Below are 15,220 nucleotides of genomic sequence, written 5' to 3'. Positions count from 1 at the left end.
ACGGGCTCAATTCCTTTCGCAAGTTCGCAAGGTTCATGTCAGACCGCTACCAGCACGATGGCGCCGATAACCAGCACGGCACCAGCAGCCATCGAGGCGGCATACCAACGCAGTTGACCGGTTTCGGTACGGCTCAGGGCGTTGTGTCCGCCTTTGGCCATACGCGGGATCAAACCGATGGTCTGGTCGAGCGGGTCTTTGCGCAGTACGTGGCTGATGGCCAGATACGGCTTGACGAACAGTTTGTCGTAGATCCAGTCGAAGCCCCAGGCGGCGAACCACCAGGCCGAGAGCAGACGCCCGATGCCGCTGTTGGCGATGGCGGTCACAAAGCGACGCTTGCCAAGGAACAACAGGGCTGCCAGCAGGATACCGGCCAGGGCTATGGCGCCCGAAGCGATTTCCAGGCTGTGCTTGGCTTCGCCGCCGGCATGGCCAACGCTCTGTGGCAGCACGCCGTGCAGCGGCGGAACGATCATCGCGCCAATGGCGGTGGACAATACGATCAGCACCGACAGTGGCAGCCAGTGAGCGATGCCGTGACCGGCGTGGGCTTCGGTCTTCGCTTCACCGTGGAACGCGATGAAGATCAGGCGGAAGGTATACAGCGAAGTCATGAACGCACCGACCAGACCGGCGTACAGCAGGCCATGGTTGCCGCTGGCGAAGGCTTCCCAGAGGATCTCGTCCTTGGAGTAGAAGCCCGCGGTCACCAGAGGCAGGGCCGCCAGGGCCGCGCCGCCGACGATGAAGCTGGCGTAGGCCAACGGCAGTTTCTTCCACAGGCCGCCCATCTTGAAGATGTTCTGCTCGTGGTGGCAGGCAACGATCACCGCACCGGAAGCAAGGAACAGCAGGGCCTTGAAGAAGGCGTGGGTCATCAGGTGGAAGATCGCGCCGTCCCAGGCGCCGACGCCCAGGGCCAGGAACATGTAGCCGATCTGGCTCATGGTCGAGTAGGCGAGGATCCGCTTGATGTCCGTCTGTACCAGCGCGGCAAAGCCGGCCAGGACCAGGGTCACGCCGCCGACCAGGCCCACCAGGTGCAGGATCTCCGGCGCCAGGGTGAACAGGCCGTGGGTACGGGCGATCAGGTAGACACCTGCGGTGACCATGGTCGCGGCGTGGATCAGTGCCGATACCGGGGTCGGGCCGGCCATCGCGTCCGCCAGCCAGGTCTGCAATGGCAGCTGCGCGGATTTACCGACAGCGCCGCCCAGCAGCATCAGGGTCGCCAGGGTGATCCAGAAGTCGCCGGCCTGGAATTTCTGCGGTGCCAGCACCAGCAGTTCCTGGATGTTCAGCGTGCCCACCTGTTGGAACAGGATGAACAGGCCGATGGCCATGAACACGTCGCCGATACGGGTGACGATAAAGGCCTTGAGTGCCGCGTTACCGTTGTTGCGGTTGCTGTAGTAGAAACCGATCAACAGGTAGGAGCACAGGCCCACGCCTTCCCAGCCGAAGTACAGGAACAACAGGTTATCGCCCAGGACCAGGAACAGCATGCTGGCGATAAACAGGTTGGTGTAGGCGAAGAAGCGCGAGTAACCGGCTTCGCCGCGCATGTACCAGGACGCGAACAGGTGGATCAGAAAGCCGACACCGACCACGACGCCCAGCATGGTGATCGACAGGCCGTCGATGTACAGGGCGAAGTTAGGGGTGAAGTTTTCCACCGCCATCCACTGCCACAGCACCAGGGTGTAGTGGCCAGCCTCGGGCGGAGCGACGTTGAATTGCCAGATCACATAGGCCGCCACGATGGCCGAGAGGCCGATGGAGCCGACGCCGATCAGGGCGGCGAGGTTTTCCGAGAAGCGTCCCCGGGAGAACGACAGCAGCAGGAAACCGATCAGGGGGAATACGAAAGTCAGAAAGATAAGGTTCATCCGCGCATCTCACTGGCAGCGTCGATATCGAGCGTATGGAAGCGGCGGTACAGCTGCAGCAGGATTGCCAGGCCAATACTGGCCTCGGCGGCTGCAAGGCTGATCACCAGGATGAACATGATCTGTCCATCCGGCTGCGCCCAACGGGCACCGGCCACGATGAACGCCAGGGCAGCGGCGTTCATCATGATTTCCAGGCTCATCAACACGAAGAGAATGTTACGGCGCACCATCAGGCCGACCAGGCCCAGGCAGAACAGGATCCCGGCGACTGCCAGGCCATGTTCCAGCGGGATAGAACCCATAGAGATAGTAGGCATGAGTTACTCCTTCGCCTCGTTGCGGCCCAGGTGGAATGCCGTGACCGCTGCAGCAAGCAGCAGCATCGAGGCGAGTTCGACCACCAGCAGGTAAGGACCGAACAGGCTGATGCCTACGGCCTTGGCGTCCACGGCGGTGTGACCGATGCTGGCGCCGCTCTGATGGCTGAACAGCACATACAGCAGTTCAGCCAGCAGCAGGGCGCTGAGAATCACCGGTCCGATCCAGATGCCGGGCTTGAGCCAGATGCGCTCTTGCTGAACCGAGGCCGGGCCCAGGTTCAACATCATCACCACGAACACGAACAGCACCATGATGGCGCCGGCATAGGCGATCACTTCCAGTACGCCGGCAAACGGCGCACCGAGACTGAAGAACGTCATGGCCACGGCGATCAGCGAAATGATCAGGTAGAGCAGGGCGTGCACAGGGTTAGTGTTGGTGATCACACGCAATGTGGACACAACGGCAACACCTGACGCGAAATAGAAAGCGAATTCCATCTTTCTTCCTTAAGGCAGCAAGCTCTTCACGTTGATCGGCTCGGCTTCGTTTTGCGCGGAGCCTTTTGGCTTACCGGCAATGGCCATACCTGCAACACGATAGAAGTTGTAATCAGGGTTTTTTCCGGGGCCGGAGATCAGCAGATCTTCTTTCTCGTAAACCAGGTCCTGACGTTTGAACTCGGCCATTTCGAAATCCGGCGTGAGCTGGATCGCGGTGGTCGGGCAGGCTTCCTCGCAGAGGCCGCAGAAAATGCAGCGCGAGAAGTTGATGCGGAAGAAGTCCGGGTACCAGCGACCATCTTCGGTTTCAGCTTTCTGCAGCGAGATGCAACCCACCGGGCACGCCACGGCGCACAGGTTGCAGGCTACGCAGCGCTCTTCGCCGTCGGGATCACGGGTCAGGACGATGCGGCCGCGGTAGCGCGGTGGCAGGTACACGGCTTCTTCCGGGTACTGCAGGGTGTCGCGTTTGCGAAAGCCATGGCCGAAAACCATCACCAGGCTGCGCAACTGGGTACCAGTACCCTTAACGATGTCGCCAATATATTTGAACATGGGTCAAATCCTCACTGAACCGCGCTCGCTGGCGTGTTCAACAACACAACCGCAGCGGTCACCAGCAAATTGATCAGGGTCAGCGGCAGGCAGAATTTCCAGCTGAAGTCCATCACCTGGTCATAACGCGGACGCGGGATAGAGGCGCGCAGCAGGATGAACAGCATGATGAAGAACGCGGTCTTCAAGGCGAACCAGACGAAGGCCAGTTGCGGCAGGATGCCGAACGGACCGTGCCAGCCACCGAAGAACAGGGTCACCAGCAGTGCCGAGATCAGGATGATGCCGATGTACTCGCCAACGAAGAACATGCCCCATTTCATGCCGGCGTATTCAATGTGGTAACCGTCGGCCAGTTCCTGCTCCGCTTCCGGCTGGTCGAAGGGGTGACGGTGAGTCACGGCCACGCCAGCGATGAAGAAGGTACAGAAGCCGAAGAACTGCGGAATGATGAACCACAGGTTCTGCGCCTGGTACTCGACGATGTCGCGCATGTTGAACGAGCCGACCTGGACCACGATGCCCATCAGCGCCAGGCCCATGAACACTTCATAGGACACGGTCTGGGCCGAAGCCCGCAGGGAACCCAGCAGGGCGAACTTGTTGTTGCTCGACCAGCCGGCGAACAGCACCGCGTAGACCGAAAGACCGGCCATGGCGAAGAAGAACAGTAGGCCGATGTTCAGGTCCGCGACGCCCCAGGTCGGGGTGATCGGGATGATCGCGAAGGCGATCAGCAAGGCACTCATGGCCACAACCGGTGCCAGGGTGAAAATCACCTTGTCGGCAAACGGCGGGGTCCAGTCTTCCTTGAAGAACATTTTCAGCATGTCGGCAGCGATCTGGAACATGCCGAATGGGCCGACGCGGTTCGGACCGTAACGGTCCTGCCACCAGCCCAGCAGGCGACGTTCGACAAAGCTGAGCAGGGCGCCGGCAACCACCACGGCCAACAGCACCACGATGGCCTTGACCACCGCGATGATGGTGTCGATCACTTCAGGGGTGAACCAGGTCATTGCGCTGCCTCCTGCAGACCATCAACGGTTTTGCCGAAAATCGCCGGTGGAATACCCGCCAGACCCGCCGGCAGGGCAACCAGGCCAGCGCCCAGTTCTTCGTTGATGCGCAGCGGCAGGCGCAGGGTCTGACCCGCCACGTTCAGGCTGAGCAGGGCGCCGTCGTTGACACCCAGGCGGTCCGCTTCGGACTTGGCCAGGGCCACGTAGGCAGCGGGAATGCGTTCCTGCACCGGGGCGGCTTTCGAAGAGTTCTCTTCGCTGCCGAACAGGTGATAGAACGGCACCACTTGCCAGGTGCCCTGGGCCGGCGAGAAGGCCCGTGGCGCGCTGGCGAACCAGTTCAGCTTGTCGCCCTGGGTTTCGATCAGGCGGGTGCCCGGGTCGCCCGCGCGAATGTGACCGCCGACTTCGTCCTGGAATTTGTTCCAGGCCTGTGGCGAGTTCCAGCCTGGCGACCAGGCGAAAGGCACCTGCTGACGAGGCTCAGCCGAACCCGAGTAACCTTCCATGGAGAAGGCGAACGCGGTGTCCGGGTCTTGCGGAGTACGTGGCTCGTGCACGCTGATATCGGCGCGCATGGCGGTACGACCAGAGTAGCGCAGCGGTTCGCGGGCCAGTTTCATGCCTTTGATGCGGAACGCGGCGGACGGCGCGGCGTCGACGATACGGGCCAGTTGCGGTGCGCTGGAAGCGACGGCAGCCGTCACGTGGTCGAGCTGGGTCCAGTCGATCGGCTGGTTCAGCAGGGTGGCGCGCAGGGCATGCAGCCAGCGCCAGCCTTCGTGAACCAGGATGCTGGCGTCCATGTACTTCGGATCGAACACCTGGAAGAAACGCTGGGCGCGGCCTTCCTGGCTGATCAGGGTGCCGTCGCCTTCGGCGAAGCTGGCCGCTGGCAGGACCAGGTGCGCGCGGTCGCTGGTGGCGGTCTTCTGGTGATCGGCGACGATCAGCACTTTCGCGGCATCCAGCGCGGCATCGACCTTGGCCGAATCGGTGCGGGTGTACAGGTCATTTTCCAGGACCACGATGGCGTCGGCATTGCCGTCGATCACCGCTTGCAGGGCGGCGTCCACCGACTCGCCGCCGAGCATGGCCAGGCCGAGGCTGTTGGCTTCCGGCACGATCAGGCTGATGGAGCCGTTTTTCTCGCGCAGCTTCAGGGCCTTGGCGATGTTGGCGGCGGCTTCGATCAGTGCCTTGGAACCCAGGGAGGTGCCGGCGATGATCAACGGGCGCTTGGCCGCGAGCAGGGCGTCGGCAATGCGCTTGGCCAGTTCCAGGGCTTCGCTGTCCAGGCCGTCGACGGCAGGGGCGCTGGCGTCCAGGGCGTGGGCCACGGCGAAACCGATGCGGGCCAGGTCGTCCGGTGCAGCGTGCACGCACTCTTCGGCGATGTCGTCGAGCTTGGTTTCAGCCAGGCTGGCGATAAACAGCGGGTTCAGCGCGTGCTGGCCGATGTTTTTCACCGCGGCGTCGAGCCAAGGCTGGACGCGCATGGCGTCGGCCATGTCTTCGGCCTTGCCCTTGACCGACTGGCGCAGGGCCAGGGCCATGCGGGCAGCGGTCTGGGTCAGGTCTTCGCCGAGGACGAAGATCGCGTCATGGTCTTCGATGTCGCGCATGTTTGGCACTGGCAGCGGGCTGTCGTTCAGCACTTGCAGGACCAGGCGGATGCGCTCCAGCTCGGAAGCTTCGATACCGGAGTAGAAGTGCTCGGCGCCTACCAGTTCACGCAGCGCGTAGTTGCTTTCGAGGCTGGCGCGTGGCGAACCGATACCGACGATGTTGCGGCCGCGCAGCAGGTCGGCGGCTTTATCCAGGGCTTCGTCGAGGGTCAGCTTGGCGCCACCGGCCAGCAATGGCTGGCGTGGGCGGTCTTCGCGGTTGACGTAGCCATAGCCGAAACGGCCACGGTCGCAGAGGAAGTACTGGTTCACCGAACCGTTGAAACGGTTCTCGATGCGCCGCAGTTCGCCGTAACGCTCGCCCGGGGAGATGTTGCAACCGCTGGAGCAGCCATGGCAGATGCTCGGCGAGAACTGCATGTCCCACTTGCGGTTGTAGCGCTCGGAGTGAGTCTTGTCGGTGAACACACCGGTCGGGCAGACCTCGGTGAGGTTGCCGGAGAACTCGCTTTCCAGCACGCCGTCTTCAACGCGACCGAAGTACACGTTGTCGTGGGCGCCGAATACGCCCAGGTCGGTGCCGCCGGCGTAGTCTTTGTAGAAGCGCACGCAGCGGTAGCAGGCGATGCAGCGGTTCATTTCGTGGGAAATGAACGGGCCCAGTTGCTGGTTCTGGTGGGTGCGCTTGGTGAAGCGGTAACGACGTTCGTTGTGGCCCGTCATTACGGTCATGTCTTGCAGGTGGCAGTGACCGCCCTCTTCGCACACAGGGCAGTCGTGCGGGTGGTTGGTCATCAGCCATTCGACAACGCTGGCGCGGAACGCCTTGGATTCTTCATCTTCGATGGAGATCCAGGTGTTGTCGGTGGCTGGCGTCATGCAGGACATGACGATACGACCACGGGTGTCGTTCTCGTCGGTGTACTGCTTGACCGCACACTGGCGACAGGCACCGACGCTACCAAGAGCGGGGTGCCAGCAGAAATAAGGGATGTCGAGGCCTAGTGACAGACACGCCTGTAACAGGTTGTCCGCCCCATCGACTTCGAGCGCTTTGCCGTCTACGTGGATAGTGGCCATGGTTCAAAGTTCTTCGTTGGCCCGTTGTCAGCGGGCGTGGCTAATGGAATCTTGTTATTCATGTGCATCAACACAGCCTTCAAGGCGTCAGCACATGAGAAGGCGAAGAGTACGGACCCTTCGCCTTTTAAGCGTTACGCGCCGACTACGATCGGTCGGGCCAGAGGCGGGACGGCGGCGCTGGTAGGCGCGATGCCGGCTTCGAACTCTGGACGGAAGTATTTGATGGCACTGCCCAACGGCTCCACGGCACCCGGTGCGTGAGCACAGAAGGTCTTGCCTGGGCCGAGGAAACCGACCAGACCCAGCAGGGTCTCGATATCGCCGGCTTGCCCTTCACCTTTCTCGAGGGCCATCAGCAGCTTGACGCTCCATGGCAGGCCATCGCGGCAAGGGGTGCAGAAGCCGCAGGATTCGCGGGCGAAGAACTGCTCCATGTTGCGCAGCAGGGACACCATGTTGACGCTGTCGTCCACCGCCATGGCCAGGCCGGTACCCATACGGGTGCCGACTTTGGCGATGCCGCCGGCGTACATTTGTGCGTCCAGGTGTTCAGGCAGCAGGAAGCCGGTACCGGCGCCGCCTGGCTGCCAGCACTTGAGCTTGAAGCCGTCGCGCATGCCGCCGGCGTAGTCTTCGAACAACTCGCGCGCGGTCACGCCGAATGGCAGCTCCCACAGGCCGGGGTTCTTCACTTTGCCGGAGAAGCCCATCAGCTTGGTGCCGTGGTCTTCACTGCCTTCACGGGCCAGGGATTTGTACCAGTCCACGCCGTCGCCGATGATCGCCGGCACGTTGCACAGGGTCTCGACGTTGTTCACGCACGTCGGCTTGCCCCACACGCCAACGGCGGCAGGGAAGGGCGGCTTGGAGCGCGGGTTGGCGCGGCGGCCTTCGAGGGAGTTGATCAGTGCGGTTTCTTCACCGCAGATGTAACGCCCGGCACCGGTGTGGACGAACAGCTCGAAATCGAAGCCGCTGCCCAGGATGTTCTTGCCCAGCAGGCCTGCGGCCTTGGCTTCTTCCACGGCACGGTTGAGGTGCTTGGCGGCGGTGGTGTATTCGCCACGCAGGAAGATGTAGCCACGGTAGGTTTTCAGTGCGCGGGCACTGATCAGCATGCCTTCGATCAGCAGATGGGGCTGTTGCTCCATCAGCATGCGGTCTTTCCAGGTGTTGGGTTCCATTTCATCCGCGTTGCACAGCAGGTAGCGGATGTTGATGGACTCGTCCTTGGGCATCAGCCCCCACTTCACGCCCGTGGGGAAGCCTGCACCGCCGCGGCCCTTGAGGCCCGCGTCTTTCACGGTCTGGACGATATCGTCCTGGGACATGTCGGCAAATGCTTTGCGCGCCGCGGCATAACCGTTCTTGGCCTGGTATTCGTCAAGCCAGACCGGCTCGCCGTCGTCACGCAGACGCCAGGTCAGGGGGTGGGTTTCTGCGCTGCGCTGGATGCGGTTGGCAGGGCCGAAGGATGTCAGGGTCATACGTAGCCCTCCAACAGTTTGGCGACGCCAGCAGGCTGTACGTCACCGAAAGTGTCGTCGTCGATCATCAACGCCGGCGCCTTGTCGCAGTTGCCCAGGCAGCACACCGGCAGCAGCGTGAAGCGGCCGTCGGCGGTGGTCTGGCCGAGGCCGATACCGAGCTTGCTCTGGATCTCACTGACCACTGACTCATGGCCGCCGATGTAGCAGACCATGCTGTCGCAGATGCGGATGATGTGACGGCCGACCGGCTGGCGGAAGATCTGGCTGTAGAACGTCGCCACGCCTTCAACGTCGCTGGCCGGGATGCCGAGGATCTCGCCGATGGCGTACAGGGCGCCATCGGGCACCCAGCCACGTTCCTTCTGGACGATCTTCAGGGCTTCGATAGACGCCGCGCGCGGGTCTTCGTAGTGATGCAGCTCGTGCTCGATGGCCGAGCGCTCGGTTTCGCTCAGGGCGAAACGGTCTGTCTGGATAAGCGTGCTGTTCATGCTTAGCGGTCCACGTCGGCCATAACGAAGTCGATACTACCCAGGTACGCGATCAAGTCCGCGACCATGCTGCCTTTGATCACCGAAGGGATCTGCTGCAGGTGCGGGAAGCTTGGGGTACGAATCCGGGTGCGGTAGCTCATGGTGCCGCCATCGCTCGTCAGGTAATAACTGTTGATGCCCTTGGTCGCTTCGATCATCTGGAAGGATTCGTTGGCCGGCATCACCGGGCCCCACGAAACTTGCAGGAAGTGCGTGATCAAGGTCTCGATGTGCTGCAGCGTGCGCTCTTTGGGCGGCGGCGTGGTCAGCGGGTGATCCGCCTTGTACGGGCCTTCCGGCATGTTGCGCATGCACTGGTCGATGATCTTGATGCTCTGGCGCATTTCTTCGACGCGGACCATGCAGCGGTCATAGGCATCGCCGTTGGCGGCCAGCGGCACTTCGAACTCGAAGTTCTCGTAGCCGGAGTATGGACGCGCTTTACGCAGGTCGAAGTCGCAACCGGTGGAACGCAGTCCGGCACCGGTGACGCCCCATTCCAGGGCCTCTTTGGTGTTGTAGGCGGCAACGCCGATGGTACGACCCTTGAGGATGCTGTTCTGCAAGGCGGCCTTGGTGTACTCGTCGAGGCGCTTGGGCAGCCATTCGACGAAGTCCTTGACCAGCTTGTCCCAGCCGCGCGGCAGGTCGTGGGCGACGCCACCGATGCGGTACCAGGCCGGGTGCAGGCGGAAACCGGTAATGGCTTCGATCACCGTGTACGCCTTCTGGCGGTCGGTGAAGGTGAAGAACACCGGGGTCATGGCGCCGACGTCCTGGATATAGGTCCCCAGGAACAGCAGGTGGCTGGTAATACGGAAGAACTCGGCCATCATGATGCGGATGACGTCGACCTTCTCCGGCACCTTGATGCCGGCCAGCTTCTCGACCGAGAGCACGTACGGCAGGTTGTTCATCACCCCGCCGAGGTAGTCGATACGGTCGGTGTAGGGAATGAAGCTGTGCCAGGACTGACGCTCGGCCATCTTCTCGGCACCACGGTGGTGGTAGCCGATGTCCGGTACGCAGTCGACGATCTCTTCACCGTCCAGCTGCAGGATGATGCGGAACGCACCGTGAGCCGAAGGGTGGTTCGGACCCAGGTTGAGGAACATGTAGTCCTCGTTGGCCCCGGAGCGTTTCATGCCCCAGTCTTCCGGCTTGAAGCGTGCGGCTTCTTCTTCCAGTTGCTGCTTGGCCAGGGTCAGGCTGAACGGGTCGAATTCGGTGGCGCGCGCCGGGAAGTCCTTGCGCAGCGGGTGACCTTCCCAGGTCGGCGGCATCATGATGCGCGACAGGTGAGGGTGGCCCGGGAAGTCGATACCGAACATGTCCCAGACTTCGCGCTCGTACCAGTTGGCGTTGGGCCAGATACCGGTCACGGTCGGCAGGCTGAGGTCGCTTTCGGACAGGGCGACCTTGATCATCACGTCGCTGTTACGTTCGATCGACAGCAGGTGATAGAAGACGCTGAAGTCGGCGCCCGGCAAGCCCTGGCGCTTGGTGCGCAGACGCTCGTCCACGCCGTGCAGGTCATAGAGCATGACGTACGGCTTGGGCAGGTTGCGCAGGAAGGTCAGGACTTCGACAAGTTTGGCGCGGGTAACCCACAGCACCGGCATGCCGGTGCGCGTGGCCTGGGCGGTGAACGCCTCAGGGCCAAAACGGTTATTGAGTTCGACGACCACATCCTGGTCGTCTGCCTTATAAGGCGGGATGTACAGAGCACTGCCTGTAGTCATGGTTTTTTATCGCTTTGGGTCAACGTAAAGAATGAAGCCAGTTTCTCGTTTCTTTGTAAGAACAGAGCTGGATCAGACTTCGTCTGGGCTGCGCAGGTTGGTGACCTGAATACGCTGTTCGCGGCGCTGTTCCTTTTGCGAAGGCATCTCGGCGCGGTATACGCCTTGATCGCCGACGACCCAGGAAAGTGGGCGACGCTCCTTGCCGATCGATTCCTGCAGCAGCATCAGGCCTTGCAGGAAAGCTTCGGGGCGAGGCGGGCAGCCAGGCACGTAGACGTCCACGGGCAGGAATTTATCCACCCCCTGAACCACGGAGTAGATGTCGTACATGCCACCGGAGTTGGCGCACGAACCCATGGAGATAACCCACTTCGGCTCGAGCATTTGCTCGTAGAGACGCTGAATGATCGGCGCCATCTTGATGAAGCAGGTTCCGGCAATAACCATGAAATCCGCCTGACGCGGCGATGCCCGGATAACCTCGGCGCCAAAGCGCGCGATGTCGTGGGGCGCCGTGAAGGCGGTGGTCATTTCCACATAGCAGCAGGAAAGGCCGAAGTTGTACGGCCACAGGGAGTTCTTACGTCCCCAGTTGACCGCGCCGTTCAGCACGTCTTCCAGCTTGCCCATGTAGATGTTTTTGTGGACTTGATCTTCTAACGGATCGGAAACGGTTTCCCGTTCGCCGATCGGATACTGCTCGTTAGGAGCATCGGGGTCGATCCTGGTGAGATTGTATTGCATCGCCAAAGCCTCATTGTTTTAGCTTCGCCTGCCGCTTACGACGAGCTTCCGGAGCCCAATCAAGGGCGCCCACTCGAAATAGGTAGACAAGACCTGCCAACAGAATTGCTATGAAAACGAGAGCTTCGACGAATCCGGTCCAGCCGCTTTCGCGGACGGACACAGACCAGGCAAAGAGAAAAAGGGCTTCGATATCGAAGATCACGAACAGCATCGCGACCAGATAGAATTTGGCTGAGAGCCGCAAGCGGGCGCCACCGGTAGGTAGCATGCCGGACTCGAACGGTTCGTTTTTGCTGCGGCCCCAGGCTTTTGACCCGAGGAGGCTGGAGACGCCGAGCATGAAGGCACAAAGGCCGACGACACCCAGAAGGAAAATGGCAAAGCCCCAGTTGTGGGCCATGAGTCCTGTCGCTTCGGGCATGCTGGTAATCCTTAACAGAGAGCAAAGGTCTCTGAGCTTGATAAAGAAATAAAGCAGTGACGATATGTCGCAGCGCAATCAATCGCGGTGATTTTATGGCTAAACAACGGGCAAGTAAAATCTCTATAGCGAAATTGTTTATTGGAATAAGGACATAGGTCACCTCGCAAGCCCCGTAAGCCAGGCGATGCGGGCATTAGCGGGCATTTGGTTAATTATGTTTTGCGGTAGCTGTAACGAATATTATATGGGCTAAATGATAATCAATATTGTTTGGAGTGGTTTTTAAACTGTTGTACGGGTGGCTGGCGGGAAAGTTGTTTTTTATATGCGCGTTACTACAAGTAGCGAACGCCGACCTTTTACCTTTTTTTACTTGCCTGGACACCGCTCTGGATCAATGTTTTGCCGGATTGAGCTGGTCGTGCGGTGGATGGGGGGCGGCGAGCGCCTGATGCTGGCGAGTCTCGGCTTGGTCGCCAGCGAAAGCCGGGGCAAAAAAACGCCCCGAACCAGTCGGGGCGTCAGAGGTGCGGCATTGCAGTTAGGTGTGTAGCGGGTCTGCAATGGCCGATTCAGGCTTGAAGCGCTATCAGTGGAACTGCTCTTCTTCGGTCGAACCGGTCAGTGCGGTAACCGACGAGGTGCCGCCCTGGATCACGGTGGTCATGTCGTCGAAGTAGCCGGTGCCCACTTCCTGCTGGTGAGCCACGAAGGTGTAGCCCTTGGCGGCGTCGGCAAATTCCTGCTCTTGCAGTTTCACGTAGGCAGTCATGTCGTTGCGGGCGTAGTCGTGCGCCAGGTTGAACATGCTGTGCCACATGTTGTGAATGCCGGCCAGGGTGATGAACTGGTGCTTGTAGCCCATGGCGGACAGTTCGCGCTGGAACTTGGCGATGGTCGCGTCGTCCAGGTTTTTCTTCCAGTTGAAGGAAGGCGAGCAGTTGTACGACAGCAGTTGGTCCGGGTATTCCTTTTTGATCGCTTCGGCGAAGCGACGGGCCTCGTCCAGGTCTGGCTTGGCGGTTTCGCACCAGATCAGGTCGGCATACGGAGCGTAAGCCAGGCCGCGAGCGATAGCCTGGTCGAGGCCGGCGCGTACTTTATAGAAGCCTTCCTGGGTACGTTCGCCAGTCACGAATGGCTGGTCGTACGGGTCGCAGTCGGAAGTCAGCAGGTCAGCAGCGTTAGCGTCGGTACGTGCCAGGATGATGGTCGGAGTACCGGCAACGTCAGCAGCCAGACGAGCTGCGGTCAGTTTCTGCACGGCTTCCTGGGTGGGAACCAGTACCTTGCCACCCATGTGGCCGCATTTTTTTACCGATGCCAGCTGGTCTTCGAAGTGAACGCCGGCGGCGCCTGCCTCGATCATGCTCTTCATCAGTTCGTAAGCGTTCAGTACGCCGCCGAAACCGGCTTCGGCGTCAGCCACGATTGGAGCGAAGTAGTCGATGTAGCCTTCGTCGCCCGGGTTCTTGCCGGCTTTCCACTGGATCTGGTCGGCGCGACGGAACGAGTTGTTGATGCGCTTGACCACGGTTGGAACCGAATCCACCGGGTACAGCGACTGGTCGGGGTACATCGATTCTGCAGAGTTGTTGTCTGCAGCGACTTGCCAGCCCGACAGGTAGATGGCCTGGATGCCGGCTTTGACTTGTTGTACAGCCTGGCCGCCGGTCAGGGCGCCCATGCAGTTGACGAAATCTTTCTCAGGGCGGAAGGACGGCTTGGCACCTTGAGTCACCAGGTTCCAGAGCTTCTCGGCGCCCATGCGTGCCAGGGTGTGCTCAGGTTGAACCGAACCGCGCAGACGGACGACGTCAGCAGCGGAGTAAGCGCGTGTCACGCCTTTCCAGCGCGGGTTTTCAGCCCAGTCTTTTTCAAGGGCTGCAATTTGCTGTTCGCGTGTCAGTGCCATGGAGATAAACCTCGTCGCATAGGTCTGGGGTGGAAAATTCTCGCTCCGCCAGTTACGCAGGGTTGAAGGATGCGTAGATGGCTGCTCGCTGACCAGAAGCTTAGGTGGTCAAGTCGGGTTTGGCGGGGATTGCGACGGGTGAACGATGGGCTCGAGGGGAAAGTGAGCAGGTGAGGGCCAGCTGTCGGGCGCGTCTGGGCATCGTGGGCCTTTATGCGTTCCAGCAGTGTGTTGCCGTTCTACCTAATTACGCTTCCGTCCCTCGGGACAACTTCGTTCCAGTCGCAATCTCGTCAAACACGCCTTGTGGGCGGTACAGACACGAATCGGCTCAGGTGGGTAGGTTAGAGCGGCGATCCGAAGGCCCTTGCCAGGGCCCCTGATTAGCGGGAGCGAGGCCATCATGCCTTCGGTTTTTTGGCTCGTCAAATGTTTTGTAGTGCTTTTTTTATGGCACTACATCTTTGGTCTAATACGACTAATCAGTCAGTTTTTGGTGCTTTAGTCCAAGGAGTCGACCTTGACTCGCAAGGTCATGTCATCCCGACCTTGAGTCGAGTAGCTGCGGCCCAGGCCCTGTTTGTCGGCTTGTGTCTGGCGATTGACGCCGGCCAGGGTGATCCACTCGCCGAGGCGCCCGCTGACGGTTGTGTCGGTGCTTTGCACGTTCACTACATCGGGACGTTCCTGGCTCATGCGGTCACGGTTGGTGCTGATGCTCAGGTGCACGGTGTCGCCGGTCACACTGGCGGTGACGTAGAAACCCTGGGTGACGTTGCGGTACTGGGTCTGGTTCTGCGGACGGCCATAGGCATCGGGCTGGGTGGTGGTCAGCGGCACGCTTTGCCCGACCTGGATCAATGCCGGTATGCCTTCGCTGGCCTGGATCTGCTGGATGCCTCCGTCGCGGCTCTCGGTGCTGCGGTTAATGATGCGCGCCTGCGGGGCGCCATTCACCGAATAGCCCTGGTTGTCCTGAATATTGTTTTCGTTGGTATCGACGGTGATGAGCAGGCGCTTGGCGGCGGTATCGAGCTGGGCGATAAAGGCGCGAAGTTCTTCGATCTTGCCGGGTTCGGCATTGACGATCAGTTGGTTGCCATAGGCACTGACCTTGCCGTCCTTACCCAGGAAGTTCTGCGCCACTGGCAGCAAATCTGCGCTGGTGCGGTGGTTCAGGAGCACGATCTCGGTGGCAGCCATGACCGAGAAACTGAAGGTCAGCAGCAGCGTCGTGAGCAGGGTGCGTAGGGACATATCCGTTATCTCCGCAGATGGGTGGTGCGTAAAGCCTTGAGTTTGACAGTTTGTCGGCCCGGGGTGGGGCAAGTTGAATCGCAGATGGCAAAACGCCCCGGC

General features: G+C 60.8%; 13 protein-coding genes. All 13 read right to left on the bottom strand.

Features of this window, described 5'->3' with window-relative positions:
• Window positions 1-38: 38 nt before the first annotated feature.
• The 13 genes from nuoL to AC19YX_RS26720 all read right to left on the bottom strand — a co-directional run bounded on the left by nuoL (window position 39) and on the right by AC19YX_RS26720 (window position 15,118).
• Window positions 39-1,892 (bottom strand): NADH-quinone oxidoreductase subunit L, encoded by a 1,854-nt coding sequence (gene nuoL / locus AC19YX_RS26780; protein ID WP_078473592.1) that lies wholly within the window; start codon window positions 1,890-1,892, stop codon window positions 39-41.
• Entirely contained in the window at window positions 1,889-2,197 is a 309-nt protein-coding gene (nuoK, locus tag AC19YX_RS26775) for an NADH-quinone oxidoreductase subunit NuoK (protein ID WP_020296751.1), read from the bottom strand. Before nuoK ends, nuoL begins: the two co-directional genes overlap by 4 nt.
• Window positions 2,198-2,215: 18 nt before the next feature.
• Window positions 2,216-2,716 (bottom strand): NADH-quinone oxidoreductase subunit J, encoded by a 501-nt coding sequence (gene nuoJ / locus AC19YX_RS26770; RefSeq protein WP_020296750.1) that lies wholly within the window; start codon window positions 2,714-2,716, stop codon window positions 2,216-2,218.
• A gap of 9 nt (window positions 2,717-2,725) precedes the next feature.
• Window positions 2,726-3,274 (bottom strand): NADH-quinone oxidoreductase subunit NuoI, encoded by a 549-nt coding sequence (gene nuoI, locus AC19YX_RS26765; protein WP_007920177.1) that lies wholly within the window; start codon window positions 3,272-3,274, stop codon window positions 2,726-2,728.
• Between the two features lie 11 nt (window positions 3,275-3,285).
• Window positions 3,286-4,293 carry an NADH-quinone oxidoreductase subunit NuoH gene (gene nuoH / locus AC19YX_RS26760; RefSeq protein WP_500607404.1) on the bottom strand — a complete coding sequence of 336 codons (1,008 nt, stop codon included), beginning with the start codon at window positions 4,291-4,293 and terminating at the stop codon, window positions 3,286-3,288.
• Window positions 4,290-7,004, bottom strand: coding sequence for an NADH-quinone oxidoreductase subunit NuoG (gene nuoG / locus AC19YX_RS26755; RefSeq protein ID WP_421549204.1), 2,715 nt, complete (start codon window positions 7,002-7,004; stop codon window positions 4,290-4,292). Before nuoG ends, nuoH begins: the two co-directional genes overlap by 4 nt.
• A 134-nt stretch (window positions 7,005-7,138) precedes the next feature.
• Entirely contained in the window at window positions 7,139-8,494 is a 1,356-nt protein-coding gene (gene nuoF, locus AC19YX_RS26750; protein ID WP_020296747.1) for an NADH-quinone oxidoreductase subunit NuoF, read from the bottom strand.
• Entirely contained in the window at window positions 8,491-8,988 is a 498-nt protein-coding gene (nuoE, locus tag AC19YX_RS26745; protein ID WP_500607403.1) for an NADH-quinone oxidoreductase subunit NuoE, read from the bottom strand. Before nuoE ends, nuoF begins: the two co-directional genes overlap by 4 nt.
• Before the next feature lie 2 nt (window positions 8,989-8,990).
• Complete coding sequence (gene nuoC, locus AC19YX_RS26740) at window positions 8,991-10,772, bottom strand: NADH-quinone oxidoreductase subunit C/D (protein ID WP_020296746.1); 1,782 nt, start codon at window positions 10,770-10,772, stop codon at window positions 8,991-8,993.
• 72 nt (window positions 10,773-10,844) lie between these two features.
• Window positions 10,845-11,519 (bottom strand): NuoB/complex I 20 kDa subunit family protein, encoded by a 675-nt coding sequence (locus AC19YX_RS26735; RefSeq protein ID WP_020296745.1) that lies wholly within the window; start codon window positions 11,517-11,519, stop codon window positions 10,845-10,847.
• A 10-nt stretch (window positions 11,520-11,529) separates the two neighbouring features.
• Complete coding sequence (locus AC19YX_RS26730; protein ID WP_003223812.1) at window positions 11,530-11,943, bottom strand: NADH-quinone oxidoreductase subunit A; 414 nt, start codon at window positions 11,941-11,943, stop codon at window positions 11,530-11,532.
• 592 nt (window positions 11,944-12,535) lie between these two features.
• The gene (aceA, locus tag AC19YX_RS26725; RefSeq protein ID WP_020296744.1) at window positions 12,536-13,861 is read right to left on the bottom strand and encodes an isocitrate lyase; all 1,326 of its coding nucleotides are present in this window, start codon (window positions 13,859-13,861) and stop codon (window positions 12,536-12,538) included.
• A gap of 501 nt (window positions 13,862-14,362) precedes the next feature.
• Window positions 14,363-15,118 (bottom strand): secretin N-terminal domain-containing protein, encoded by a 756-nt coding sequence (locus tag AC19YX_RS26720; protein ID WP_500607402.1) that lies wholly within the window; start codon window positions 15,116-15,118, stop codon window positions 14,363-14,365.
• Window positions 15,119-15,220 lie beyond the last annotated feature (102 nt).

This window comes from Pseudomonas sp. MF09150, assembly GCF_059862355.1.
This window is presented reverse-complemented; position numbering and strand designations above follow the sequence as displayed.